Source organism: Sphingobium olei (assembly GCF_042678845.1).
Taxonomy (GTDB): domain Bacteria; phylum Pseudomonadota; class Alphaproteobacteria; order Sphingomonadales; family Sphingomonadaceae; genus Sphingobium; species Sphingobium olei.
This window is the reverse complement of record NZ_JBHTLS010000009.1, coordinates 60941-84697: the sequence shown is the minus strand read 5'-3', so window position 1 is coordinate 84697 and position 23757 is coordinate 60941. Positions and strand designations below refer to the sequence as shown.

At 65.4% G+C, this 23757-nt stretch carries 24 protein-coding genes and 3 tRNA genes; 18 read left to right on the top strand and 9 right to left on the bottom strand.

Translation table 11 applies throughout. The features are described from left to right. Nucleotides 1–22: 22 nt before the first annotated feature. Nucleotides 23–1129 (bottom strand): glycosyltransferase, encoded by a 1107-nt coding sequence (locus ACFQ24_RS02405; protein ID WP_380909038.1) that lies wholly within the window; start codon nt 1127–1129, stop codon nt 23–25. Between the two features lie 53 nt (nt 1130–1182). On the opposite strand from ACFQ24_RS02405, the gene ACFQ24_RS02400 reads away from it, so the two are divergent. The 7 genes from ACFQ24_RS02400 (at nt 1183) to ACFQ24_RS02370 (ending at nt 7597) form a co-directional block, all read left to right on the top strand. Then, nucleotides 1183–2046 (top strand): lysophospholipid acyltransferase family protein, encoded by an 864-nt coding sequence (locus tag ACFQ24_RS02400; protein ID WP_380908835.1) that lies wholly within the window; start codon nt 1183–1185, stop codon nt 2044–2046. 28 nt (nt 2047–2074) lie between these two features. After that, the gene (locus ACFQ24_RS02395; RefSeq protein ID WP_380908833.1) at nt 2075–2716 is read left to right on the top strand and encodes a phosphoribosylanthranilate isomerase; all 642 of its coding nucleotides are present in this window, start codon (nt 2075–2077) and stop codon (nt 2714–2716) included. 99 nt (nt 2717–2815) lie between these two features. After that, complete coding sequence (trpB, locus tag ACFQ24_RS02390; protein WP_380908831.1) at nt 2816–4057, top strand: tryptophan synthase subunit beta; 1242 nt, start codon at nt 2816–2818, stop codon at nt 4055–4057. Next, a complete protein-coding gene (gene trpA, locus ACFQ24_RS02385; protein WP_380908829.1) occupies nt 4057–4872 on the top strand; it encodes a tryptophan synthase subunit alpha in 816 nt (271 codons plus the stop codon). The genes trpB and trpA overlap by 1 nt, the downstream gene beginning before the upstream one ends. Continuing rightward, nucleotides 4869–5720: an acetyl-CoA carboxylase, carboxyltransferase subunit beta gene (gene accD / locus ACFQ24_RS02380; protein WP_380908827.1), complete on the top strand. Its 852-nt coding sequence runs from the start codon at nt 4869–4871 to the stop codon at nt 5718–5720. Before trpA ends, accD begins: the two co-directional genes overlap by 4 nt. Before the next feature lie 37 nt (nt 5721–5757). Beyond that, the gene (locus ACFQ24_RS02375) at nt 5758–7092 is read left to right on the top strand and encodes a bifunctional folylpolyglutamate synthase/dihydrofolate synthase (RefSeq protein WP_380908825.1); all 1335 of its coding nucleotides are present in this window, start codon (nt 5758–5760) and stop codon (nt 7090–7092) included. A 67-nt stretch (nt 7093–7159) separates the two neighbouring features. Then, nucleotides 7160–7597 carry a DUF6628 family protein gene (locus ACFQ24_RS02370; protein ID WP_380908823.1) on the top strand — a complete coding sequence of 146 codons (438 nt, stop codon included), beginning with the start codon at nt 7160–7162 and terminating at the stop codon, nt 7595–7597. Here ACFQ24_RS02370 and ACFQ24_RS02365 read toward each other — a convergent pair. Both ACFQ24_RS02365 and ACFQ24_RS02360 read right to left on the bottom strand, forming a co-directional pair. Next, nucleotides 7585–8907 (bottom strand): AmpG family muropeptide MFS transporter, encoded by a 1323-nt coding sequence (locus ACFQ24_RS02365; RefSeq protein WP_380908821.1) that lies wholly within the window; start codon nt 8905–8907, stop codon nt 7585–7587. The two genes, ACFQ24_RS02370 and ACFQ24_RS02365, sit on opposite strands and share 13 nt — an antisense overlap. A gap of 78 nt (nt 8908–8985) precedes the next feature. Next, nucleotides 8986–9444, bottom strand: a complete 459-nt coding sequence (locus ACFQ24_RS02360; protein ID WP_380908819.1) for a response regulator — start codon at nt 9442–9444, stop codon at nt 8986–8988. Nucleotides 9445–9619: 175 nt separating this feature from the next. Here ACFQ24_RS02360 and ACFQ24_RS02355 point away from each other — a divergent pair, with 175 nt between their 5' ends. Further along, nucleotides 9620–10714, top strand: a complete 1095-nt coding sequence (locus ACFQ24_RS02355; protein ID WP_380908817.1) for a pseudouridine synthase — start codon at nt 9620–9622, stop codon at nt 10712–10714. After that, nucleotides 10711–11250: a 16S rRNA (guanine(966)-N(2))-methyltransferase RsmD gene (gene rsmD / locus ACFQ24_RS02350; RefSeq protein WP_380908815.1), complete on the top strand. Its 540-nt coding sequence runs from the start codon at nt 10711–10713 to the stop codon at nt 11248–11250. Before ACFQ24_RS02355 ends, rsmD begins: the two co-directional genes overlap by 4 nt. A 74-nt stretch (nt 11251–11324) precedes the next feature. Here rsmD and ACFQ24_RS02345 read toward each other — a convergent pair whose 3' ends face one another. Both ACFQ24_RS02345 and ACFQ24_RS02340 read right to left on the bottom strand, forming a co-directional pair. Next, entirely contained in the window at nt 11325–11780 is a 456-nt protein-coding gene (locus tag ACFQ24_RS02345) for a Fe-S oxidoreductase (RefSeq protein ID WP_380908813.1), read from the bottom strand. A gap of 116 nt (nt 11781–11896) precedes the next feature. Next, entirely contained in the window at nt 11897–12301 is a 405-nt protein-coding gene (locus ACFQ24_RS02340; RefSeq protein ID WP_380908811.1) for a GFA family protein, read from the bottom strand. Nucleotides 12302–12413: 112 nt separating this feature from the next. Between ACFQ24_RS02340 and ACFQ24_RS02335 the strand changes: the two genes are divergently transcribed. After that, entirely contained in the window at nt 12414–14690 is a 2277-nt protein-coding gene (locus ACFQ24_RS02335; protein WP_380908809.1) for an ATP-dependent helicase, read from the top strand. Nucleotides 14691–14698: 8 nt separating this feature from the next. Next, the gene (locus ACFQ24_RS02330; RefSeq protein ID WP_380908807.1) at nt 14699–15169 is read left to right on the top strand and encodes a hypothetical protein; all 471 of its coding nucleotides are present in this window, start codon (nt 14699–14701) and stop codon (nt 15167–15169) included. Here the strand turns inward: ACFQ24_RS02330 and ACFQ24_RS02325 are convergent. The 3 genes from ACFQ24_RS02325 to ACFQ24_RS02315 form a co-directional block, all read right to left on the bottom strand. Further along, nucleotides 15157–15232: transfer RNA gene (locus ACFQ24_RS02325), tRNA-Ala, on the bottom strand. The genes ACFQ24_RS02330 and ACFQ24_RS02325 overlap by 13 nt on opposite strands. 188 nt (nt 15233–15420) lie before the next feature. Next, a tRNA-Ala gene (locus ACFQ24_RS02320) sits at nt 15421–15496 on the bottom strand. 92 nt (nt 15497–15588) lie between these two features. Continuing rightward, on the bottom strand, nt 15589–15924 hold the full coding sequence (locus ACFQ24_RS02315; protein WP_380908805.1) for a TIGR02300 family protein: 336 nt from the start codon (nt 15922–15924) through the stop codon (nt 15589–15591). A gap of 145 nt (nt 15925–16069) precedes the next feature. On the opposite strand from ACFQ24_RS02315, the gene aroA reads away from it, so the two are divergent. The 7 genes from aroA to ACFQ24_RS02280 all read left to right on the top strand — a co-directional run bounded on the left by aroA (nt 16070) and on the right by ACFQ24_RS02280 (nt 22648). Further along, nucleotides 16070–17410, top strand: a complete 1341-nt coding sequence (gene aroA, locus ACFQ24_RS02310; RefSeq protein ID WP_380908803.1) for a 3-phosphoshikimate 1-carboxyvinyltransferase — start codon at nt 16070–16072, stop codon at nt 17408–17410. Next, nucleotides 17407–17655 carry a CBU_0592 family membrane protein gene (locus ACFQ24_RS02305; protein WP_380908801.1) on the top strand — a complete coding sequence of 83 codons (249 nt, stop codon included), beginning with the start codon at nt 17407–17409 and terminating at the stop codon, nt 17653–17655. Before aroA ends, ACFQ24_RS02305 begins: the two co-directional genes overlap by 4 nt. Beyond that, the gene (gene cmk, locus ACFQ24_RS02300) at nt 17652–18296 is read left to right on the top strand and encodes a (d)CMP kinase (RefSeq protein WP_380908799.1); all 645 of its coding nucleotides are present in this window, start codon (nt 17652–17654) and stop codon (nt 18294–18296) included. The genes ACFQ24_RS02305 and cmk overlap by 4 nt, the downstream gene beginning before the upstream one ends. Nucleotides 18297–18458: 162 nt before the next feature. Beyond that, the gene (gene rpsA, locus ACFQ24_RS02295; RefSeq protein ID WP_380908797.1) at nt 18459–20171 is read left to right on the top strand and encodes a 30S ribosomal protein S1; all 1713 of its coding nucleotides are present in this window, start codon (nt 18459–18461) and stop codon (nt 20169–20171) included. Nucleotides 20172–20348: 177 nt separating this feature from the next. Next, nucleotides 20349–20639, top strand: coding sequence for an integration host factor subunit beta (locus tag ACFQ24_RS02290; protein ID WP_066766338.1), 291 nt, complete (start codon nt 20349–20351; stop codon nt 20637–20639). 58 nt (nt 20640–20697) lie between these two features. Then, nucleotides 20698–20783: transfer RNA gene (locus ACFQ24_RS02285), tRNA-Leu, on the top strand. Nucleotides 20784–20863: 80 nt separating this feature from the next. Continuing rightward, entirely contained in the window at nt 20864–22648 is a 1785-nt protein-coding gene (locus ACFQ24_RS02280) for a cation:proton antiporter domain-containing protein (RefSeq protein ID WP_380908795.1), read from the top strand. Between the two features lie 3 nt (nt 22649–22651). On the opposite strand, the gene ACFQ24_RS02275 is transcribed toward ACFQ24_RS02280, so the two are convergent. Next, nucleotides 22652–23593 carry a glutaminase gene (locus ACFQ24_RS02275; protein WP_380908793.1) on the bottom strand — a complete coding sequence of 314 codons (942 nt, stop codon included), beginning with the start codon at nt 23591–23593 and terminating at the stop codon, nt 22652–22654. Nucleotides 23594–23757: the final 164 nt, after the last annotated feature.

The window sequence follows — 23757 nt, the reverse complement described above, 5'->3', positions numbered from 1 at the left end:
GATGTACGGGAAATGTGCGAAGTTAAGCGCGCGTCATGCGGATGACCCGCCCCCGCCTTACCACATAATTCCACCCGCCCCAGCGGATGCGGCGGGATGTCGCGGCAGCCAGTTGCACCGCCAGATGCGCCCACGATACCACGAACGGCGCGGCCGTGTCCCAGAGCAGCGAACGCCGCGCCAACCGCGCCTGATCCGGCTCCACTGCCGAACCGATGATCCGCGACCGCACGCCTGCCCTGACCCACGCCGCGCCATAGCCAATCGCCACTGCACTCCAGCCGCCCCAGCCCAGCGCCCACAGCCAGCCCGCTGCTTGCACTGCAACGACTCCAGTCGCCAGCGCCCACATGCCCGCACTGTTCGTGACGATATGCCGATATTGCCGCACCCCGAAGCCCAGCAGCCCGCTGCCGCCAATCGGGCTTGCCACAAGCAGGTCGCGCACCGGCCGCAGCCGCAGCTTCGCTCGCCAGCCTGCAAGGCCGATGCTCATGTCGTCGGACAGCCTGCCCGCCAGCACCTGGTCCAGATCGAGCCGCTCCGCCACGTCCCGGCTCATCGCCATCGCGCCGCCCCACGGCATCGTCGCGCTGGGCGAACGGGGCAGAGTCGCCAGCTGCATCTCGACCGCGCCGACCAGCGCCGCCATGCCCCACCCCTGCGGCAGCAGCAGCCGGTATCCGGTCGCAATGTCCGCCTTTCCCCGCACCAGCGGGAAGAGCAGCCGCCCCACCAGCCGCTCCGGCGGCGCAATGTCGGCGTCGATGAAGACCAGCCAGCGATCCTCCGGCCGCAAGGCGCGCAGGGCCGCGCGCAGCTTGTGCACCTTCTGCCCTTCGTCGGTGGCGACGCCCGCCGCGACCACCTGAACCCGATCCGGCTCCCGCGCCCCCAGGGCCTCGGCCGCCGGACACGTACCCGAAGTCGCCAGCAATAGCCGAAACGGCGCGCACTGCCCCTGCAGCCGCGCGATCAGGTCCGCGCCGCCATCCCACTCGTCCCGCAGGCTGAGGATCACGACCGCCCCTTCCGGCGCTTCGACCTTGCGATCCCTGGGCAAGTGCCGCCAATAGTTCAGCACGCCAGCCACGGTCAGCGCCTGAAGGATCGCCCAAACCCATATCATCGTCAGCGTCACGCCCTTTACCGCCTCGCCTGCTCCTGTATGACGCTCATGCGATGCTCTCCAACCCCTTTCTCTTCGCGCTGATGCGGCATCTGCCCGCCGGCCCGGCATCCTGGCTCGGCGGATGGCTCTCCGCCAACGTCGCGCGGCGCACCATGAAGCTGCGCGACGCCCGCGCCCGCACAAACCTCGCCATCCTGCGCCCCAACCTTTCAGAGGCCGAGCGGGAGGCGATCCTGACGCGTCGCTGGGTTAACATCGGCCGCACCATGGCCGAACTCGCCAATATCGATCGGCTGGTGAACGACGCGCATGTGACGGTGATCGACAAGGAAGGCTACCAGCAGGTTCTGGACGGCCCCGGCCCGATGATCGCCTTCACCTGTCACCTGGGCAATTGGGATTTGCTGGCCGCCCATATCAAATGGTCGACCGACCGGCCGGGCCTCGGCGTCTATGAAGACCCGGAGGATCCGAAGATTGCGGCGCAGCTCAAGAAGGCCCGCTCAAGCTATATGGGCGAAGCGATCGGCGGCGAGGGTGCGGCGCGCGGCGTGCTCAAGCATCTGACGCAGAAGGATCGCGCCACCCTCTACATCCTCGCGGACGAACGGCGCGACCGGCAGGTCTGGTTCCCCACCTTCGGCCGCCCGCTCGAACCCTCGGGCAATCTGTCGATCGCCTTGCGCCTCGCGCGAAAGGTCGGCGCGCAATTCCTGCCCTTCTACCTCGTACGCACCAGCGGACCGCATTTCGCCCTGCATTGGCACCCCCCGCTCGATCCGCGCCATATGACGGATGCCGACATCGTCGCCACGCTGGACCGCTATCTGGGGGACGCCTGCATCGCCCATGCCGACCAATGGCTGGCGCTGCACGACATGGACCTGACCATGCCCGGACATGATGTGACTTGATCCGCTTTCCCGTCTAAAGCGCGCAGCCATGTCCCGACTCGCGATCAAGATGTGCGCCCTTTCGACGCCGGAAACGGTCGGCGCCGCCGTGCGCGCGGGTGCGACCCATCTCGGCTTCGTGCATTTCCCCAAAAGTCCGCGCCATGTCGAGCCGGAACAGATCAGGGCGCTCGCCGCACCCGTCCCGTCCCATGTCGCGCGGGTCGCCGTGCTGGTCGATCCAGACGACGACCAGATTGCACGATTGACGGCCATCGGCGCGCTGACGGCGCTACAGGTCCATGGCAGTGAAAGCCCTGAGCGGGTCGCCGCCGTCCGGCGGCTTTCCGGCCTTCCGGTCTGGAAGGCCATATCGGTCAAGACCAGTGCCGACATAGACGCAGCCAAAGCCTATGTGGGCGCGGCCGACCTGCTGCTGTTCGATGCAAAGACGCCGCCCGGCACGCTGCCGGGTGGCATGGGCCTCCGGTTCGACTGGACGCTGCTTCGTGGCCTATCGATCACCGCGCCTTGGGGCCTGTCGGGAGGATTGTCGGCCGAAACCGTCTGCGAAGCGATCCGCCTGACCGGCGCGCCCCTGGTCGATGTCTCTTCGGGCATAGAGGACGCGCCGGGCATCAAGAGTGTGGACAAGATCATGGCCTTCTGCAAAGCGGTGTCGGCATGTTGACGCCGCACATTCACACCATGCGCATCGAAGGACGATGGCGCTGATCGCTTCCGCAATCCGAAGCGAACGCCCATTTATGTCTTTGAAAGATCGAACATCATGACCGACAGCATCACCCTGCCGAACAGCCTTCGCAGCCAGCCCGACGCAAGCGGCCATTTCGGCTCCTTTGGCGGCCGCTACGTCGCCGAAACGCTGATGCCGCTGATCCTGGAACTGGAGAAGGTCTATAAGGCCGCCAAGGCCGATCGCTCGTTTGATGAAGAATTTACGGAACTGCTCCGCAGCTATGTCGGCCGCCCCAACCCGCTTTATTATGCAGCCCGGTTAACCGAGGCGCTACGCGCGAAGGCGGAGCCCGGCAAGGGCGCGAAAATCTACCTGAAGCGCGAGGAACTCAACCATACCGGCGCGCACAAGATCAACAACTGCATCGGCCAGGCGCTGCTCGCCCGCCGCATGGGCAAGAAGAAGGTGATCGCGGAAACGGGCGCGGGCCAGCATGGCGTCGCCACCGCGACCGTGGCGGCGCTGTTCGGCATGGAATGCAAGATTTTCATGGGCGCAAAGGATGTCGAGCGGCAGAAGCCCAACGTGTTCCGCATGAAGCTATTGGGCGCGGAAGTGATCCCGGTCCACTCGGGCTCTTCGACGCTCAAGGATTCGATGAACGACGCGCTGCGGCACTGGGTGTCGAACGTGCACGACACATTCTACATCATTGGCACCGCCGCCGGTCCGCATCCTTACCCAGAGCTGGTGCGCGATTTCCAGTCGGTGATCGGCAAGGAAACCCGCGCGCAGATGCTGGAGGCGGAAGGCCGCCTGCCCGATATGCTGATCGCGCCGGTCGGCGGCGGCTCAAACGCGATCGGCATGTTCCACCCCTTCCTCGACGACCCGGAAGTCGCGATGATCGGCGTCGAGGCGGCGGGCGAAGGTCTCGACAAGAAGCACGCAGCATCACTTGCGGGCGGCGCGTCCGGCATCCTGCACGGCAACCGTACCTATCTACTGCAGGACGAGGACGGCCAGATCACGGAGGCGCACAGCATCTCCGCCGGTTTGGACTATCCCGGCATAGGCCCGGAACATAGCTGGCTGCATGAGATCGGCCGGGTCAAATATCTGCCGATCAGGGATGACGAGGCGCTGGAGAGCTTCCAGACGCTGTCGAAGCTGGAAGGCATCATCCCCGCCCTCGAATCCGCCCACGCCATCGCCGCCGCCGAGCAGGTCGCGCCGACGCTGGACGCGGACAAGATCATCGTCGTCAACTTGTCGGGCCGTGGGGACAAGGACATCTTCACCGTGGCCGACGCGCTGGGAGTGGAGATGTGATGGACCGCCTCTCCACCCGCTTCGCCGCCTGCAAGGCGCAGGGCCGCGCCGCGCTCATCACCTTCGTCACCGCCGGCGACCCCGACGTGGCGTCCACGCCCGCCATACTGGATGCTCTGGTCGAGGGCGGAGCGGACATCATCGAGCTTGGCATGCCCTTCACCGATCCGATGGCGGACGGTCCGGCGATCGAACTCGCCAACCTGCGTAGCCTTGGATCAGGCACGAAGACGAAGCATGTGTTCGCCCTCGCCACCGACTTTCGCGCGCGCCATCCCGACACGCCGCTGATCCTGATGGGCTATGCCAATCCGATGCAGGTGCGCGGCGCGGACTGGTTCGCCGATCAATGCCGGACGGCCGGTGTCGATGGCGTCATCTGCGTCGACGTGCCGCCCGAAGAGGATGCCGAGATCGGCCCGGCCCTGCGCGCGGCCGGCGTCCATCTCGTCCGCCTCGCGACCCCGACCACCGACGCCGCGCGCCTGCCCGCCGTGCTAAATGGCGCGAGCGGTTTCCTCTATCACGTCGCCGTCGCCGGCATCACCGGCAAGCAGCAGGCGGCGCAGGCATCGATCGAGATGGCGGTCGAAAAGCTCAAGGCAGCCACGGACCTGCCGATCGCAGTAGGCTTCGGCGTCCGCACCCCCGAACAGGCGGCAGCGATCGGCCGCGTCGCCGATGGCGTGGTCGTAGGCTCTGCCATCGTCGATATCGTCGGCAGCCATGGTGACGCCGCCGCTCCCTTCATCCAGCAATTCGTCGCGTCGCTCTCCGGCGCACTCACCCACCGAACCCAGGAGACCGCCGCATGAGCTGGATCAACCGCGTTCGCAACGCCCTTCCCTTCATCGCCAAGAAGGAAACCACCGCCGAGACGCTGTGGCACAAATGCCCGTCCTGCATGGAGATGATCTTCATCAAGGAATGGGAAGAAAATCTCTCCGTCTGCCCGCGCTGCGACCATCATGGCCGCATCGGCCCGAACGACAGGTTCGAGCAGATACTGGACGCCGGCTTCATCCTGCTGCCAACGCCCCAGGTGCAGGAAGACCCGCTCAAGTTCCGCGATACGAAGCGCTACCCCGACCGGATCAAGGCCGCCCGTCAGTCGACTGGGGATCAGGATGCGCTCATCAACGCGCGCGGTGCGATCGACGATGTGCCGCTGGTCATGGGCGTGCAGAATTTCGGCTTCATGGGCGGATCGATGGGCATGGGCGTAGGCGCGGCCTTCATCCAGGGCGTCAATGACGCGATCGCGCACAAATGCCCCTATGTCATCTTCACCGCCGCCGGCGGCGCGCGGATGCAGGAGGGCATATTGTCCCTCATGCAGATGCCCCGCGCCACCGTCGCCATCCGGAAGCTGCATGCGGCCGGCCTGCCCTATATCGTGGTCCTGACCGATCCGACCACGGGCGGCGTCACCGCCAGCTACGCCATGCTGGGCGACATCCAGATCGCAGAGCCCAATGCCCTGATCGGCTTCGCCGGCCAGCGCGTGATCGAAAGCACGATCCGCGAAAAGCTGCCCGAAGGCTTCCAGCGCGCCGAATATCTGCTGGAGCACGGCATGCTCGACATGGTGGTCCATCGCCGCGACTTGCGCGATACGCTGGCGCGCGTCATCGGCTATCTGACGCCGCGCGTCGCCGCCTGACCCACGTCGAACCGCGCCACCGGGGGACACGCGCGCCATGGCCGACCACGCCGTTTCGGACGACCCTGAGGTTCAGGCGCAACTCGACCGACTCTGGTCCCTCTCCCCCGGCGCGGACATATTGGGCCTGGAGCGGATTTCCCGGCTGCTGGAGCGGCTCGGCGACCCGCATCGCGCCCTCCCTCCCGTCTTCCATGTCGCCGGCACTAATGGGAAGGGATCGACCTGCGCTTTCCTGCGCGCCGCGATGGAGGCGGATGGCAAACAGGTCCATGTCTTCACCTCCCCCCATCTCGTCCGCTTCAACGAACGCATCCGCATAGCGGGCGCGTTGATCGAGAACGCCCCGCTTGCCCGCTATCTGGAACGCGTGCTGGACATCGCGGAGGACGTGAACGCCAGCTTCTTCGAGGTGACGACCGCCGCCGCCTTTCTCGCCTTCGCCGAACATCGGGCGGACGCCTGCATCGTCGAAGTGGGACTTGGCGGACGCCTCGACGCGACGAACATATTGGTCGACCCGGTCGTTTGCGGCATCGCGCAATTGGGGATCGATCATCAGGCGTTCCTTGGCGACACGCTGGAGAAGATCGCCGCCGAAAAGGCAGGTATCGCGAAGGCCGGCGCGCCGCTGGTGACGCAGCGTTATCCCGACATGCTGCACCCCGTGATGATCGATGCGGTCGCGAGAGCCGGTACGGACTGGATCGGCCAGGGTGACGATTGGGACGCCGCGGCCTATCGTGATCGGCTGCATTATCGAGATCGGTTCGGACGGCTGGACACGCCGCTGCCCCGCCTTGCCGGCGCGCATCAGGTGCAGAATGCCGCGCTGGCCTTCGCCATGCTTCGCCATCAACAGGCGGTGCCGCTGCCTGAAGCCGCGCTCAAGGCCGCTCCGCTGTGGGCGCACTGGCCCGCCCGGCTCCAGCGGCTGGAGCGCGGCCCGCTGCTGGCGCCCCTTCCTCACGGTGCCACCGCCTGGCTCGACGGCGGTCACAATGCCGCCGCGGGCGAAGCGATCGCCGCCTATTTCACCGACGACCGGCTGGAAGGGCAGCCGCTGCACCTCATCATCGGCATGTTGGCGAACAAGGAAGTAGACAGCTTCCTCGCGCCTTTTGCGGGCAAGGTGGTCCACATCCATGCGCTGCCAGTGCCCGGTCATGACCATCATCCGCCGGCACGCTTTACGGCCGTGGCGGATCGATGGGGCATCGGCTGCACGGCGCATAACACGCCGGCCGCAGCTGTCCATTCCGTCGCGGCAGATGCGGCGTCCCAAGGCGATCCGACGCCTAAATTGCTGATCGGCGGCTCGCTTTACCTCGCGGGCGAAGTGCTCAGGCTCAACGAGCAGATGCCCGACTGAATTTACTTGCGACTGACTCGCATTAGCCTATTCTGCGTACACGACTAACGCAGAAAGGCGCGATTCTATGGCCTATGGAGAGACGTCCCCCCTCGATCTGCCCCGGCCAATGCCGGGCGGCTATGGCAACCGGCTGTTCCTGTTCGTCATGCGCCGCATGGCGAGCAGCGGCGTCAACGATGCGCACGCCGCCAACGCCATGCTTGGCGCGTTCGGCCGCAGCTACCGCCGCCCCCTCATCCTGATGCGCGCGATGATGCTGGAACTTGCGCGCGTATCCAGCCGCAAGATTCTGGTCGCGCCATGCTGCTGCGCGCGGATGACGGCGGACGAAGGGTTGTTGATGCAGGCGGCCGGCATCGCGCTACGCGATCCGAACAGCGCCTATGAACAGGTCAGCGCCCTGCTCGGCAATGACCATGCGCTCGGCGCGCTCACCTGCCTCCAGGCCGTCGCGCAGGCCCATGCCGACCTCGGCCGCCCGCTCGATCTTTATGCCGGCTGATCGGCGGTTTCCGTCGCCGCCGTTCCCACACTCGCGTCGATCAGGCCAGCGCGCATCATCAGCCAGAAGAGCAGGATGCCCGGCGCCGCCAGCGCCGTGGTGAGCAGGTAGAAATCGACATAGCCGAACCGCTCGATCAGCGCGCCAGCGGTCGTACCGGTCAGGAACCGTCCGACGATGCTCGCCGCTGCCGAGATCAGCGCATATTGCGCGGCGGTGAAGCGCAGGTCGCAAAGCGCCGAGAAATAGGCGACGACGGTAACGCCGCCGATGCCGCTCGCAAAATTCTCGAACCCGATGGCGCCCGCCATGCCCCAATTGCTCTTCCCCAGGGCGGCCAGCGCGGCGAAGCTGAAATTGGACACGCCCATCAGGACGAGGCTGAGCAGCACGGATCGCTTCATGCCCATCCGCGCATAAAGCACCCCGCCCACGAAGATCCCGAGCAGATAGGCCCAGAAGCCGATGCCGACGTCATAAATGGCAATCTCGTCGTTGGTGTAGCCCAGATCGTCGAACAACAGGCGAAAAGTGAGGTTCGCCAACGTATCGCCGATCTTGTGCAGCAGGATGAACAGCAGCACCAGAAACGCGCCCCGCCGGCGGAAGAATTCGACAAGTGGTCCCGCCATCGACTGCCACACTTCGCCCACGCCGCGCCGTCCGGTAGGATCGCGATGCCGCTCCGGTTCGCCCAGCAGCAGCCCGGTCAACATCGCCGGCAATGCGAAGACGGCGCAGGCGAGATAAGCTCCCTGCCATCCGATGCGCGCCGCCAGAACCAGCGCAAGCGAGGCCGCCGCGACCGAACCGATGCGCCAGCCATATTGCGACATGCCCGAACCGACGCCAAGTTGCTCCGGCTTCAGCACCTCGATGCGATAGGCGTCGATGACGATGTCGTAGGTCGCGCCGGCCGCGCCCACCAGCACGGCTGCATAGGCCGTCTGCATGAGGCTGGTCGTGGGATCCACCAGCGCCAGATTGACCACCGCCGCCATCACCAGCACGCCTGCCAGCAGCAGCCAGGACACGCGTTGGCCCAGCCGGCCGATCACTGGCAAGCGGACGCCATCCACCACCCACGCCCACAGCCATTTGAGATTATAGACCAGGAAGGCGAGGGTGAAGGCGGTGACCGCCTTCTTGTCGATCCCGTCCTGTGCCAGTCGGGTCGTTAATGTCGCACCGATCATCGCATAGGGAAAGCCGGACGATACCCCTAGGAAGAACGCCGCCAGCGGGGCCTTTTCGACATAGGGTTTCACCGGACCCTGCCAGCTACGGCTTCCCTGCGTGGCGTCGGTCATGAAAATGCGCGTCCCCGATGGCGTTGATCGCGTCACCATATGGCCTGCGACGCAGCAGGCAAGCGCCCAATACCGCGATCAGCTTCCAGCGGCGAACAGACTTAGCCCCGACGGCAGTTTGGGACGGCGCACGCCCCGCAACAGGGCGTCGATGACGACGATCGACGCGATCAGGTCTCGCGGCGCATAGGGTTTCGCCAGGCACCCCATGGCGATGGCGCGTGCATCGCCGGGGCAGCGGCCCGTCACGAACAGGACCGGCAAGGCGCGAGAGGCGGCATGGCGCGCCACGTCGATCCCGTTGCGCTCGCCATGCAGGCCTACATCCGCGATGACGAGATCAACCCCGCCCTCATCGATGACTCGCACCGCATGGTCATAGTCGTTGACGGTCGCCGCGATGCGATAGCCCGCCTGTTCGAGCGCATGTTCATTGTCGAAGGCGACCAGCGGCTCGTCCTCCACGATCAGGACGGTACGGATGTTGGCGCGCCGCTTTGGCGTGGTCGGTTCCTGTTTCAACAGCCCGAAAAACATTTGCCAAGTCCGCCCTGTATCCGCCATGCACCCGGTGAAACGCCGGGGATGTGCGCTGGGTTGCCGCCCGTTCGCCACAAGCCGCTCACTCAAGCGCCGACGTTGCACATTTCAGCCTGATGCTGGCTTTTCACCCATATGGGAATGGCCAGTCGCCAAGAAAAGGAATCGACTCGTGGAACCGCCGAAAAAATCCGGACCGCCGCGCCGGGGTGGCCCCGGCGACCCGAAACGTCCGGGTGGCCCCGGCAGGAAGCCGGACGGCGGCAAGGCTGCGGATGGGCGCGACGCGACGTCGTCCCGCGGCAAACGCGACGCAGCGCAGGCCGATGGGCATCCAGGCCGCGCCCGAACTGACCGCCCGCGCCCCGATCGCGCTGACCAGAAGCGTGCATCCGGCCGTCCCGGCACCGCGCGCCCCGGCGAGCGCGACCGTCCCGACACGGCCCGCAAATCTGCTCGCGAAAAGCCGGCGACACCGGGCACTGCAAACCCGCATCCCGCGCGCGCCGCAGCAGCGAAAAATCCGCCAGACCGGAACGAACCGCAACGCATCGCCAAATTGCTGGCCCGCGCGGGCGTCGCGTCCCGCCGCGAAGTGGAGCGCATGATCGAGGAAGGCCGGGTCGCGAAGGACGGCATCGCGCTGGACACGCCCGCGACACTGCTTACCTCGCTTCATGGCGTCACCGTCGATGGCGTAACGGTCGCCGCGCCTGCGCCCGCGCGCCTGTTCCTCTTCCACAAGCCGACCGGCTGCCTCACGACCGAGCGCGATCCGGCCGGCCGGCCGACCATCTACGACCGGTTGCCCGAAGGCCTGCCGCGGGTGATGCCCATCGGGCGGCTGGATATGAATACCGAAGGGCTGCTGCTGCTGACCACCGATGGCGGCTTCAAGCGCCAGATGGAGCTGCCCGCCACCGGCGTGCCGCGCACCTACCGCGCCCGCGCCTTTGGCGAGGTCAGCCAGCAGCAATTGGAAGATCTGTTCGACGGCCTCGAGATCGACGGCATCCGCTACGGCCCGATCGAGGCCAATCTGGAGCGGCGCACCGGCCGCAACCAATGGATAGAAATGACGCTGACCGAAGGAAAAAACCGCGAGGTCCGCAGGGTGCTCGAACATCTGGGTCTCAAGGTCAACCGGCTGATCCGCACCGCCTACGGTCCCTTCGTGCTCGGCGATATGGCCGCCGGCGCGGTGGACGAAGTGCGCCAGCACGACCTGATCCAGTTCCGCAACAGCCTGAAGGCGGTGGCGAAATGAGGATCATATCCGGCCAGTGGCGCGGCCGCCCGCTCGTTGCGCCAAAGGGGGACGCCACCCGTCCGACCGGCGACCGGACGCGGGAAACGCTCTTTTCCATGCTGACCAGCCGGCTGGGATCGTTCGAAGGCCTGTCCGTGGGCGATTTTTTCGCAGGATCGGGCGCGCTGGGGTTCGAGGCATTGTCGCGCGGCGCGGCATCCTGCCTGTTCGTGGAGCAGGACAAGGCAGCGCTGGATGCGATCCGCGCCAATGGCGACCGGTTGGGCATTCGCCCGGACATTCGCGCCGGCAGCGTCCTGTCCCTCGGTCCGGCGGGCAAGCCGCTCGACCTCATCTTCATGGACCCGCCCTATCAAAGCTGCGCGGGCCAGGTGGCGCTCGGCAAGCTGGCGCGATTGGGATGGACGACGGCTGCGACCTGGATCAGCATCGAAACCGACCGGCGGGAAGATGTCGCGGTAAAGGGGTTCGCCATCGATGCGGTCCGCGATGTCGGAAAGGCGCGGCTCACGCTGCTGAGGGCGGAAGAATGAACGCTACGCCAGCGTGAACGACAAAGGGCGGCCCAACGGGAGCCGCCCTTTCTCATTTGACGCCGCTCAGCGGATCAGCGGCGTGCGCGCGCCTTGCGAGCCTCGCCGGGATTGACGCAGCTGTCCTGAACCGTGCGCGAACACAGGGGATAATCCTTGGTTTCGGTCGGCGGCGGCGTCATGTTGCCGCCGACGGTGACGGGATTGTTCGCCGAACCCATTGGAGCCGCCGGGTCGCGCGGTGCGTCCGCAGGCGCGGGAACCATGCCGGTTTGCGGTGGCACGGCACCGGTCGGCTGGCCCGTATTGGGGTCCGCCGGGGGGCTGGGCATGGCGGGCGAGCCTGGCGTACCAGGCGTGCCCATGCCAGGATTGGCGGGCTGTGCGGGCATCGCGCTGGGATCGCTGCCGGTCGGTGGAGCGGCGGCATCGGCGGGCGGCTGTCCAGCCGGCGCGCCCTGCGCCACGGCCACGCTGCCAACGGTGGAAATGCTCAGGAGGGCGGCGCTTGCCAAGAGGAATGCGCGCATCGGGATCATCCTTTCCTATGTTCTGCCCCTTATGCCCGCTCAGGCGAGGGATAGAACAAGAAGGATAGCCTTGTCGTTCCTTATGCCGGCGACCGGATGTGCCTGACCCGCGACGGCTAGCCGGACGGTCCTTCCGGATAGCGGTCATATTTCGGCAGGTCGGACACCCTGTCCATCCACGGCGCGGCTTCGGCCATCTGGATGTGCGCCTGTGGCGGAAGCGAAGCCGGATCGTCCAGGCTGCCCGTCTGTATGTCGATCGATCCCGGGAACACCGCAGGGTTGGTGTAGAACAGGCCTGTGCCGCAGGTGCCGCAGAAATGACGCGTCGCATGTTCGGACGACTGGTACTGCGCCGGTTCACCCGTGATCGTCACGCCTTCTTCCGGAAACAGCGCCCATCCCACCATCGGCGCCCCGGCGCTCCTGCGGCAATCGGCGCAATGGCACAAGGCGCTGTAGGCCGGCTCGCCTGTCGCCTCATAGCGGATCGCGCCACATTGACATCCACCTGTCGCCATCATCCTCTCCTTGCATGATTCGCCTTTTGTTCTCATAGAAGAGCCTTCGCCGCAAGGGCCTCGCCCCCGCCTCGCCCTTGCCCCTGAACTCTCTCGACCCTAGTTGTCCGTCATGACCCTTCCCGCTCCTTCCCCCGACGATCCGCCCTATCTGCGCGGACTCAATCCGCCACAAAGGGAAGCGGTGCTGACCACGGACGGTCCCGTCCTGGTGCTGGCAGGAGCGGGCACAGGCAAGACGGCAGCGCTGACGGCGCGGCTTGCCCATCTCATCGCCACGCGCCGCGCATGGCCGTCAGAAATCCTGGCCGTCACCTTCACCAACAAGGCCGCGCGCGAAATGCGCGCGCGCGTCGGCGCGATGATCGGCGATGCGGTGGAGGGCATGCCCTGGCTCGGCACATTCCACGCCATCGCCGCAAAGATGCTGCGCCGCCATGCGGAACTGGTCGGGCTGCAATCCAATTTCACCATTCTCGACACCGACGACCAGCTTCGCCTGCTGAAGCAGTTGATCCAGGCGGAAGGCGTCGACGAAAAGCGCTGGCCCGCCCGCCAGCTTGCCGGATTGATCGACCAGTGGAAGAACAAGGGCCTGACCCCGGCGGAGGTGGGTGCCGGCGAAGCGGAAGCCTATGCCCATGGCAAGGGGCAGAAGCTCTATGCCGCCTACCAGGCACGACTACGCGACGTGAATGCCTGCGATTTCGGGGACTTGCTGCTGCACGTTCCCACGATTCTGAAGACGCATCGCGACGTGCTGGAGCAATATCAGCAGAAATTCCGCTACATCATGGTGGACGAATATCAGGACACCAATAGCAGCCAGTATCTCTGGCTGCGTCTGCTGGCGCAGCAGCGCAAGAATATCTGCTGCGTGGGGGACGACGACCAGTCCATCTACAGCTGGCGCGGCGCGGAGGTCGCCAATATTCTCCGCTTCGAAAAGGACTTTCCGGGCGCGAAGATCATCCGGCTAGAACAGAATTACCGCTCCACGCCCCACATATTGGGCGCGGCGTCCGGCGTGATTGCGGAGAACGGCAATCGCCTCGGCAAGACGCTCTGGACCGACATCGACGTGGGCGAAAAGGTGCGCGTCGTCGGCATATGGGACGGGCCGGAAGAAGCGCGCCGCGTCGGGGAGGAGATCGAGGCGATCGAGCGCAGCGGTGCATCGCTTGAGGAAGTCGCGATCCTCGTCCGCGCGCAGCACCAGACCCGCGAGTTCGAAGACCGTTTCATCCAGATCGGCCTGCCCTACCGCATCGTCGGCGGCTTCCGCTTCTACGAGCGCGCGGAAATTCGCGACGCGCTCGCCTATCTGCGCCTCGTCAACCAGCCCGCCGACGACCTCGCGTTCGAGCGGATCGTCAACGTGCCCAAGCGCGGACTTGGCGACAAGGCGGTGGAGAAGCTTCATCGCCTCGCCCGCGCGCAAGGCGTGCCGCTGACGCTGGCAGCGGCGCGCATTCTCGACACGGACGAACTAACGCCGCAGGCGCGCCGCTCGCTGGGCGCCTTCATCGGCGATCTCGCTCGCTGGCGCGACCGCGCGGCGCAGCTCCCCCATGCCGAACTGGCGCGGCAGATACTGGACGAGAGCGGCTATACCGCCATGCTCCAGGCGGAGCGTTCGACCGAGAGCGCCGGCCGGCTCGAAAACCTGGCCGAACTCACCCGCGCCATGGAGGAATATGAGACGCTGGGCGCGTTCCTGGAGCATGTCAGCCTCGTGATGGACAATGAGGCGCAGGCCGAAGAGCGCAAAGTCACAATCATGACCATCCACGCCGCCAAGGGGCTGGAGTTCGACCATGTTTTTCTCGCCGGGTGGGAAGAAGGCATCTTTCCGTCGCAGCGGGCGCTGGACGAAGGCGGCCTCAACAGCCTGGAGGAGGAACGCCGCCTCGCCTATGTCGCGATCACCCGCGCGCGCAAGCGTTGCACCATCCTCCATGCAGCCAATCGCCGCATCTACGGCCAGTGGACCAGCTCCATCCCCTCCCGCTTCGTCGGCGAATTGCCGCCAGAGCATGTCGAGGAGGAAAGCAGCATGAGCGGCGGCGCGTCGCTCTGGCGCGCCAACTGGTCGGAACGCGACGACCCCTTCGCCAATGTCGCGCGCGGCACGGGGCGCGGCCCGGGCTGGCAGCGGGCGCAATCCTCCGGCCAGTTCAGCCGGGAACCGGTGCGCATCGTGGAGGCCCGCGCCTCGGCGGTATCGCTGGGCAACAAGGGCCGCGAAGACATGACCGTTGGCCTCCGGGTGTTCCACCAGAAATTCGGTTACGGCACGGTGGCGGAGATCGAAGGCAACAAGCTGGAGATCGACTTCGAGACCGCCGGCCGCAAGCGGGTGATGGACAGTTTCGTGAGCGTGGTTTGAGGTTGCCTATGGAAGACCCTGCCAGGCTAAAGAAGATTTGGAACCAGGCTGAGATACCAGTCTTTCTTCGACGAGAGGACGGCAGACCGCGCTTGCGCTTACCCTGCAACTGGAACAGCTACGCTGATATGGCTAAAACAAGGCACTGGATACGCTCTGGCCGCCACACGATTCCAGAAGCTGATTACAAGCGACGATATTGGGAAGTGCCTGCAGCATGGTTCAACGACCTGCTGAAGCAACTGCTACAGAAATATGGTAAGCTATACGTGATCCAGCCGTTTAGAGTGCAAGAAGTATGCTCTGAGATGTGTTGGAACGCCAAAGGGCACGAGTGCCAATGCTCCTGCATGGGCGAGAACCATGGGCAGGGCAAATCAGGCGAATGGCTCGAAATATCGCAAACCTTCGCAACTCGCTGGGGCGAGAAGGAATATGCTTGTCGGCTACTTGCTCTTAAGCTGAATGGTGGAGCCTAGCGGGATCGAACCGCTGACCTCCTGCATGCCATGCAGGCGCTCTCCCAGCTGAGCTAAGGCCCCATCCGCGCCGTTGCGGACGGCGATATGGTCAAGGCCATGTCCGGTGACGACCGTCGGCCTGATTTTGAGGTTCCGTCGCAACCAGAAGAGCGCCGTTCGAGGTTGATCTTCAACCCACAGCACCCCTCGCTTACGCTCGGGAATTTCGCCGAAAGCCGTCCCCCGGACGGCTTCAGTTTCGGCGAAATTGGTGGAGCCTAGCGGGATCGAACCGCTGACCTCCTGCATGCCATGCAGGCGCTCTCCCAGCTGAGCTAAGGCCCCGTCACCAACCCGAAGCGCCGTTTGGGTCCGGCGCTTCGGAGGTCGCTGCCTCTAGGATCAGGCGATCCGGTTGGCAAGCGGAAAATGATAACTCAGTTGTCTTCGTCCTCGTCGCCGCCGGCGTCCACGCCCAGGTCGTCGTCGCCGCCCAGATCCACGTCATTGTCAGGCGAATCGCCGTCATCATCGACATCGATGTCGAGGTCCAGATCGTCGTCCGCCGTCTCCAACTCGCCGTCCGCGGTCTCGATCACCTTCTTGGGCGCGACTTCCTCATAGGGCAGCGGCTGCCTCGACTTCAGCACCGGCTCCGGCTCCCAGGCGGTGTTGCAGTTGATGCAGACGACCGGATCGTCCTTGCCCAGGTCATAGAAGCGAGTCGCGCATTTCGGGCAGGTCCGCTTCGTGCCCCATTCAGCCTTCACCATGTCCGGCCTGTTCCTTCTTGATCATCAAATAGAAATCACGCGGCGCAACGGCTGTCGGCCACGAAACGTCGCGCGCCTTGCCATAGGCAAACCGCGCTGTCAAAAGCCGCTCGCATTTTTTCGGTTCCATGACAACGGATGCCCCGTGACCCCGACAAACGATCAACCCGCCCCCCGCACTTTCACGGCCGCCCCGCCCTTGTCGGGCGAAGTCGCCGTGCCTGGGGACAAGAGCATATCCCATCGCTCGCTCATGCTGTCCGCCCTCGCTGTCGGTGAAAGCCGGGTGGAAGGACTGCTGGAAGGCGAGGACGTGCTTGCCACCGCAGCGGCGATGCGGGCGATGGGCGCCGACATAGAGCGGGACGCGGACGGCGTCTGGCACATCCATGGCGTGGGCGTCGGGGGGCTGCTCCAGCCGCAGACCGCGCTCGACATGGGCAATAGCGGCACCTCCACACGCCTCCTCATGGGCCTGCTCGCCAGCCATGACCTGACCGCGACCTTCGTGGGCGATGCCTCGCTCAGCAAACGGCCGATGGCGCGCGTCACCGAGCCGCTGAGCCGCATGGGCGCCAGCTTCATGACCAGCCCCGGCGATCGCCTGCCGCTGACCATGCGCGGCGCTTGCCCCGCCGTCCCGCTCGACTATCGCCTGCCGGTCGCCTCGGCGCAGGTCAAATCCGCGGTCCTGCTGGCGGGTCTCAACACCCCCGGCATCACCCGCGTGGTCGAACCGATCGCGACCCGCGACCATAGCGAAAGGATGCTGAAGGGCTTCGGCGCGGACCTTACCGTGGACATCGAAGGCGACGGCACGCGTATCATCTCGCTGGTCGGAGAAGCCGAACTGCGGCCGCAGCAGATCATCGTGCCCAGCGACCCTTCCTCCGCCGCCTTCCCCATGGTCGCGGCGCTGATCGTGCCCGGCTCTCGCGTGACGATCGCCAATGTCGGTTTAAATGCGACCCGCGCGGGCCTGATCGACCTGCTGCGCGAAATGGGCGGGTCCATAGACGTGGTGAACGCACGCGAAGTCGGCGGCGAGCCGGTGGGCGACCTGATCGTCACGGCATCGTCGCTCAAGAGCGTGGAGCCCGACCCCGCGCGCGCGCCCAGCATGATCGACGAATATCCCGTCGCGTTCATCGCCGCCGCGATGGCGGAGGGCCGCAGCCTGTTCCGGGGCCTTGAGGAACTACGCGTCAAGGAATCGGACCGTATCGCCACCATGGCGGAAGGGCTGCGCGCCATCGGCGTCGCGGTCGAGGAACTGGAGGACGGCGTTGTCATCGAAGGCAGCGGCGGCGCGCCGCTGGCCGGGGGCGGCCCCATCGCGACGAAGCTGGACCATCGCATCGCCATGAGTTTCGCCGTCGCGGGCCTGGTGTCGAAGAATGGCGTGACCATCGACGACATGCGGCCGGTGGCGACGAGCTTTCCGACCTTCCTGCCGCTGCTCCAGTCGCTCGGCGCGATGGAATGACCTTCGACCTCGCCAATATCGTCGGGCTGCTCGGCAGCACCGTAACGATCATCGCCTATGCCTATAGCAATATGGCGAAGGCGATGAATTTCATCATCTTCAACCTGCTCAATCTGGCGGGCGCGCTGTTGCTGATCTGGTCTCTGACGGTCCATTTCAATCTCGCATCGATGGTGATGGAGATCGCCTGGACGGCCATCGCGCTGCTGGGCCTCTACAACAGCATTAAGAGGAAGACGCCATGATCGTCGCCGTCGACGGCCCCGCCGCATCGGGAAAGGGCACCATCGCCAAGGCGCTGGGGCACCATTACGGCCTGCCCGTCCTCGACACCGGCCTCCTCTATCGCGCGGTCGGCCTGTCCGTGCTGAAAGCTGGCGGCGATCCCGATCATGAGGATGACGCGCTCGCCGCCTGCGGCTTCGACGATGCAACGCTAGCCGATCCCGCGCTGCGCAGCGAGGCCGTGGGCAGCCTCGCCTCTCGCGTGTCGGTGCATCAGAGCGTGCGCGACGCGCTGGTCCAGCGGCAGCGGGATTTCGCGACCCAGCCGGGCGGCGCGATCCTCGACGGACGCGATATTGGCACGGTGATCGCGCCGGACGCCGACGCCAAGATTTTCGTGACCGCCAGCGTCCAGGTACGCGCCCAGCGCCGCTTTCAGGATGCGCTGTCGCACGGCGGCCATCCCGACATGGACAGCCTGATCGCGGACATCCAGGCGCGCGACACGCGGGACATGAGCCGCGACCACGCACCGCTCAAGCAAGCCGACGGCGCGGACTTGCTAGACACCAGCGATTTGACTATAGACGCGGCCGTCCAGCGGGCCATCGCGCTTGTGGACGCTCAGCTTGAAGGTCGCGCCTCCGGCGTGATCCGATAAGGCGCGCGGAGAGTCCGGGCGCCCTTTTCGCTTTTCACGGCTTGCGCGTTCCGCCGCATAACCCATTGGATACGTGCCGGATATCCGATCCGTCACGTAGTTTGGCCAAAGACCATCGGACACAACCGGTTGGCCAGCAATGACGAGTGAAGGAATAACTTAATGGCCTCTACGGCATTCCCCTCGCGCGACGATTTCGCCGCGCTGCTCAATGATTCCCTCGGTGGCGAGGACGGCGGCTTCGAAGGCCGCGTCGTCAAGGGCACCGTAACCGGCATCGAAAACGACATGGCGCTGATCGACGTCGGCCTGAAGTCCGAAGGCCGCGTGCCGCTGCGCGAATTCGCCGCGCCGGGCCAGAAGGCTGACCTCAAGGTCGGCGACGAAGTCGAAGTCTATGTCGACCGCGTCGAAAACGCCCATGGCGAAGCCATGCTGTCGCGCGACCGCGCCCGCCGCGAAGCCGCCTGGGACAAGCTGGAAAGCGAATTCACCGAAAACGCCCGCGTCGAAGGCGTCATCTTCGGCCGCGTCAAGGGCGGCTTCACCGTCGACCTCGACGGCGCCGTTGCGTTCCTGCCCGGCAGCCAGGTCGACATCCGCCCCGTACGCGACGTCACCCCGCTGATGGACATTCCGCAGCCCTTCCAGATCCTGAAGATGGACCGCCGCCGCGGCAACATCGTCGTGTCGCGTCGCGCCATCCTGGAAGAAACCCGCGCCGAACAGCGCAGCGGCCTCATCCAGACGCTGGCCGAAGGCCAGATCATCGAAGGCGTGGTCAAGAACATCACCGATTACGGTGCGTTCGTTGACCTGGGCGGCATTGACGGCCTGCTGCACGTCACCGACCTCAGCTACAAGCGGATCAACCACCCGAACGAGATGATCAACATCGGCGACACCGTCCGTGTCCAGATCATCCGCATCAACCGCGACACCCAGCGCATCAGCCTCGGCATGAAGCAGCTGGAAAGCGATCCGTGGGAAGGCGCGAGCGCCAAATATCCGGTCGGCGCGAAGCTGTCGGGCCGCGTCACGAACATCACCGAATATGGTGCGTTCGTCGAACTGGAGCCCGGCATCGAGGGTCTGGTCCACGTTTCGGAAATGTCCTGGACCAAGAAGAACGTCCACCCCGGCAAGATCGTTTCGACCAGCCAGGAAGTCGACGTCATCGTCCTGGAAGTCGATCCCGAAAAGCGCCGCATCAGCCTTGGCCTCAAGCAGGCGATCTCTAACCCCTGGGACAGCTTTGCCGAGCGTCACCCGGTTGGCTCGACCGTCGAGGGCGAAGTCAAGAATGCGACCGAATTCGGCCTGTTCATCGGCCTCGATGGCGACGTGGACGGCATGGTCCACATGTCGGACATCGCCTGGGGCATTTCGGGCGAAGACGCGCTGGCGCTGCACCGCAAGGGTGAGACGGTTCAGGCCGTCGTTCTCGACATCGATGTCGAAAAGGAGCGTATCAGCCTTGGCATGAAGCAGCTTGAGCGTGGCGGCCCCGCCGCCGGTGGCACCTCCGCTGCGGCTGCTGGTCTCAACAAGAACCAGACCGTGACCGTCACTGTCCTTGAAGTCCGCGACGGCGGCCTGGAAGTCCAGGCTGGCGAAGATGGCGCCGCTGGCTTCATCAAGCGCAGCGATCTCGGCCGCGACCGCGACGAGCAGCGTCCGGAACGTTTCCAGATCGGCCAGAAGTTCGACGCGCTGGTGACCGGTTTCGACCGCGCCAAGAAGCCGACCTTCTCGGTCAAAGCCCTGCAGATCGCCGAAGAGAAGCAGGCGGTGGCGCAGTACGGCTCGTCCGACAGCGGCGCGTCGCTGGGCGACATTCTGGGCGAAGCGCTCAAGGCCAAGAACGAAGCCTGATATTCGTCGGACTTTGCTGAAAATAGGGAACCCGCCGGACATGGTCTGGCGGGTTTTCCTATATCTGGGCGACAGATCCTTGCCGTTCCGTAACGATCTTCTTGCTGCCCGATTGTCAACGGCTTGCCGAATCTCTATCATGGTCGCGGGGTACAGCAGAGGGGCGCTGGTGAACCAATGATCCGTTCGGAATTGATCCAGAAACTGGCCGAGGAAAATCCTGGGCTGAATCTTCAGGAAGTCGAAAAGATCGTCGATCTTTTCTTCAAGGAAATCGTCGATCGTCTTTCATCGGGGGGCCGGGTCGAGCTGAGGGGCTTCGGCGCGTTCACCACCCGATCGCGCGACGCGCGAACCGGGCGCAATCCACGCACCGGTGAACAGGTGCCGGTATCGGCCAAGCGCGTGCCCTATTTCAAGCCGGGCAAGGAAATGCGCGAACGGCTGAACGTCAAGACCGAAGCATGACGCGATCTGCCGCTTGACCTGTCGCCCGCCGGCCTTAAGGGTCCGGGCGGCTCTCCAAGCGGACGTGGCGAAATCGGTAGACGCAGCGGACTTAAAATCCGCCTCCCCCCGGGAATGCGGGTTCAAGTCCCGCCGTCCGCACCATGGTTCGGCAATTCGGCCAAATCGGCGCTTTTCTGGCAGCGCGGGCTGGCAATTCGCGGCCGCACCGGCAATGATGCGACATGGCCGGCGCGATCAACCCTCAAAGTTTCAGCGACTCGCTCGTTATCCTAGGCGCGGCGGGTCTCGTCATCCCCGGCTTCGCGCGCTTCCGGATCAGCCCGGTCATCGGCTTCATCCTCGTTGGCCTGGCGGTCGGCCCTGCGGGGCTCGGCGCGTTGGTCGGGCAATATCCCTGGCTCTACCATGTCACCATCTCCAATCGCGAGGCGATAGAGCCGTTCGCGGAGTTGGGCGTCATATTGCTGCTCTTCTCGATCGGCCTTGAACTCAGCTTCCGCCGCTTATGGACGATGCGCACGCAGGTGTTCGGCGTGGGCGCGGCGGAATTGATCGGCAGCGGCCTGCTGATCGCGCTCGGTCTTTACCTGCTCGGCCAGCCCACGGCCGGCGCGATCGGCCTGGGCCTTGCCCTGGCGCTGTCTTCTACCGCCGTCGTTTTGCCCATGGTGGGCACGCAAAGCGCGGTCGGCCGGTCCGCCTTCTCGATGCTGCTGTTCGAGGATCTCGCCCTCGTCCCCATCATCTTCATGCTGGGCGCGCTCGCCCCGTCCGTAGCCGCCAGTCCGGAAGGCGCGTGGAGCGAGCTCGCCAACACCTTGCTGAAGGGCGGCGTCACCATCGCCATCATGCTGGTGCTGGGCCGCCTCTTCCTCCCCCATGTCTTCAGCCAGGCTGCGCGCACCAAAAGCCCGGAAGTGTTCCTCGCCGCCAGTTTGCTCGTGGTGATCGTCTCCAGTCTGGCGACGTCCATCGCCGGCCTTTCGCCGATCGTCGGCGCGCTGCTCGCCGGCCTCCTGATCGCCGAAACCGACTATCATGGCGAGGTCGAGGTGATGACCGCGCCCTTCAAGGGGCTGGCGCTCGGCGTCTTCCTCATCACCGTGGGCATGAGCCTCGACATACGCGTAATCCTGGCCAACTGGCCCAGCCTGCTGCTGGCAGTGGTCGGCGTCGTGCTGGCGAAGACGCTGGTGACGGCAGCGCTCCTCTACGTCACCGGCGCGCGCAAGGGCGTTGCGATGGAAGTCGGACTGCTGATGTCCAGCCCGTCCGAAACCACCCTCATTGTGCTGTCAGCCGCCGCCGCCGCGCAGTTGATCCTGCCGTCCACCGCGGCCTTCTGGCAGATTGTCACAGCCATCGGCCTCACCATCACGCCCCTCCTCGCCCGCATCGGCCACGACATCGCGCGCCGGCTGGAAATGGCGCTGGGCGAGGATCGGGCGGAGGTCAGTGAGGAACAGACCGAGGCAGCCGCCGTCGTCATCGGCTTCGGACGGGTTGGCCATATGGTCTGCGACCTGCTGAAAACCCATGGCCAGCGCTTCATCGTTGTCGAATCGGACCCGGACGTGGTGGCTGAGGCGCGACGACTCGGTTACCCGATCCTCTTCGGCGACGTATCCCGCACGGAAATGCTGGACAGGCTGCGCCTGGGCCACGCCCGCGCTCTCATCCTGACGATGGACGATCCGGTGCTGTCGGTTCGCGTGACCAAGCGCGTGCGCGGCTGGGTGCCGGACCTTCCGATCATCGCCCGCGCGCGCGACACCGATCATGCCGCACAGCTCTACAAGGCGGGCGCCAGCGACGCCGTGCCCGAAACGCTGGAAAGCTCGCTGCAACTGGCGGAAACCGCGCTGGTGGACCTGGGCGTCGCCATGGGGCCGGTCATCGCGTCGATCCATCAAATGCGCGAGGATCTGCGCGTCGGCATCAAGGATGCGGCGGAGATGGACAAGGCACCCAAGCTCCGCCGGCTGCGCCCTGACGAGGTCAGTTGACGCTCAGCCTTCGGGCGGGCTGAACACCGACCAGCCGGTGCGCTGCGCCAGCATTTCCAGTGCCTGGGTGCCCAGATGGCTATTGCCCGAGGGACTGAGGCCAGGCGACCACACCGCGATCGACGCGCGGCCGGGCACGATCCCAAGGATGCCGCCACCCACGCCCGACTTGCTGGGTATGCCGACGCGGAAGGCGAAGTCGCCCGACGCGTCATACTGGCCGCAGGTCAGCATCAGCGCGTTGATCCGCCGTGCGCGGCCGGGCGGTACTACCCGCCCCCCGTCCGGGTGCCGGCCGTTCAGCATCAGATAGCGTCCGGCGAGGGCAAGCTGCCGACAGCTCATCTCGATCGCGCATTGATGGACATAGAGGCCAAGCACCAGATCGGCCGCGTGGTGGACGTTGCCGAACGCGCGCATATAGTTGGCGAGCGCGATGTTGCGAAAGCCCGTTGCCGTCTCGGACGCTGCGACCTCGCCATTGATGGCGATGCTGTCGTCCCCGGCAAGATAGCGGATGAAGCGCAATATCTCCCCAATGGCGACGCGCGGCTGATAGCTGCCCAGATTGACGTCCGACACCACGATCGCCCCGGCATTGATGAAGGGATTGCGCGGTATGCCCCGCTCCTGCTCAAGCTGCACGATGGAGTTGAAGGCATTGCCCGACGGTTCCCGACCCACCCGGTCCCATAGCTGGTCGCCCACCTTCCCCAGCGCCAGCGTCAGCGCGAACACCTTGGAAATGGACTGGATGGAAAATCCGGTATCCGCGTCGCCGCCAACAAGCATCCGGCCGTCCGCGGTCGCGATGGCGATGCCGAACTGCGCCGGATCGACCTTGGCCAGTTCCGGGATGTAGCTCGCCACCTCCCCCCAATCCTCGGCGCGTGCCAGCGTGCCGGCGATGTCGGCGACGATGGCGTCCAGATCGGCCCCCGGCATGACGCTGTCTCTTCCCCTTCGCTTCGCCCTGCTGTCCAGGCCCAGCCTTAGCCGGTCGGGCCCGCGAAACAAGCCGCGCCTGTACCCATCCCTGCGGATCGGGCAGCCTGATTCATCCGGCAAGGTCGAGGACGAAAGGTCATGCGCGCGCATTGCTGGAGGCC

Excerpts from the sequence above, each read along its gene's own strand:
- ACFQ24_RS02405 (WP_380909038.1), bottom strand. The coding sequence starts at position 1,129 with ATGATATGGGTTTGGGCGATCCTTCAGGCGCTGACCGTGGCTGGCGTG.
- ACFQ24_RS02400 (WP_380908835.1), top strand. The coding sequence starts at position 1,183 with ATGCTCTCCAACCCCTTTCTCTTCGCGCTGATGCGGCATCTGCCCGCC.
- ACFQ24_RS02395 (WP_380908833.1), top strand. The coding sequence starts at position 2,075 with ATGTCCCGACTCGCGATCAAGATGTGCGCCCTTTCGACGCCGGAAACG.
- trpB (WP_380908831.1), top strand. The coding sequence starts at position 2,816 with ATGACCGACAGCATCACCCTGCCGAACAGCCTTCGCAGCCAGCCCGAC.
- trpA (WP_380908829.1), top strand. The coding sequence starts at position 4,057 with ATGGACCGCCTCTCCACCCGCTTCGCCGCCTGCAAGGCGCAGGGCCGC.
- accD (WP_380908827.1), top strand. The coding sequence starts at position 4,869 with ATGAGCTGGATCAACCGCGTTCGCAACGCCCTTCCCTTCATCGCCAAG.
- ACFQ24_RS02375 (WP_380908825.1), top strand. The coding sequence starts at position 5,758 with ATGGCCGACCACGCCGTTTCGGACGACCCTGAGGTTCAGGCGCAACTC.
- ACFQ24_RS02370 (WP_380908823.1), top strand. The coding sequence starts at position 7,160 with ATGGCCTATGGAGAGACGTCCCCCCTCGATCTGCCCCGGCCAATGCCG.
- ACFQ24_RS02365 (WP_380908821.1), bottom strand. The coding sequence starts at position 8,907 with ATGACCGACGCCACGCAGGGAAGCCGTAGCTGGCAGGGTCCGGTGAAA.
- ACFQ24_RS02360 (WP_380908819.1), bottom strand. The coding sequence starts at position 9,444 with ATGTTTTTCGGGCTGTTGAAACAGGAACCGACCACGCCAAAGCGGCGC.
- rsmD (WP_380908815.1), top strand. The coding sequence starts at position 10,711 with ATGAGGATCATATCCGGCCAGTGGCGCGGCCGCCCGCTCGTTGCGCCA.
- ACFQ24_RS02345 (WP_380908813.1), bottom strand. The coding sequence starts at position 11,780 with ATGCGCGCATTCCTCTTGGCAAGCGCCGCCCTCCTGAGCATTTCCACC.
- ACFQ24_RS02340 (WP_380908811.1), bottom strand. The coding sequence starts at position 12,301 with ATGGCGACAGGTGGATGTCAATGTGGCGCGATCCGCTATGAGGCGACA.
- ACFQ24_RS02335 (WP_380908809.1), top strand. The coding sequence starts at position 12,414 with ATGACCCTTCCCGCTCCTTCCCCCGACGATCCGCCCTATCTGCGCGGA.
- ACFQ24_RS02330 (WP_380908807.1), top strand. The coding sequence starts at position 14,699 with ATGGAAGACCCTGCCAGGCTAAAGAAGATTTGGAACCAGGCTGAGATA.
- ACFQ24_RS02315 (WP_380908805.1), bottom strand. The coding sequence starts at position 15,924 with ATGGTGAAGGCTGAATGGGGCACGAAGCGGACCTGCCCGAAATGCGCG.
- ACFQ24_RS02305 (WP_380908801.1), top strand. The coding sequence starts at position 17,407 with ATGACCTTCGACCTCGCCAATATCGTCGGGCTGCTCGGCAGCACCGTA.
- cmk (WP_380908799.1), top strand. The coding sequence starts at position 17,652 with ATGATCGTCGCCGTCGACGGCCCCGCCGCATCGGGAAAGGGCACCATC.
- rpsA (WP_380908797.1), top strand. The coding sequence starts at position 18,459 with ATGGCCTCTACGGCATTCCCCTCGCGCGACGATTTCGCCGCGCTGCTC.
- ACFQ24_RS02290 (WP_066766338.1), top strand. The coding sequence starts at position 20,349 with ATGATCCGTTCGGAATTGATCCAGAAACTGGCCGAGGAAAATCCTGGG.
- ACFQ24_RS02280 (WP_380908795.1), top strand. The coding sequence starts at position 20,864 with ATGGCCGGCGCGATCAACCCTCAAAGTTTCAGCGACTCGCTCGTTATC.
- ACFQ24_RS02275 (WP_380908793.1), bottom strand. The coding sequence starts at position 23,593 with ATGCCGGGGGCCGATCTGGACGCCATCGTCGCCGACATCGCCGGCACG.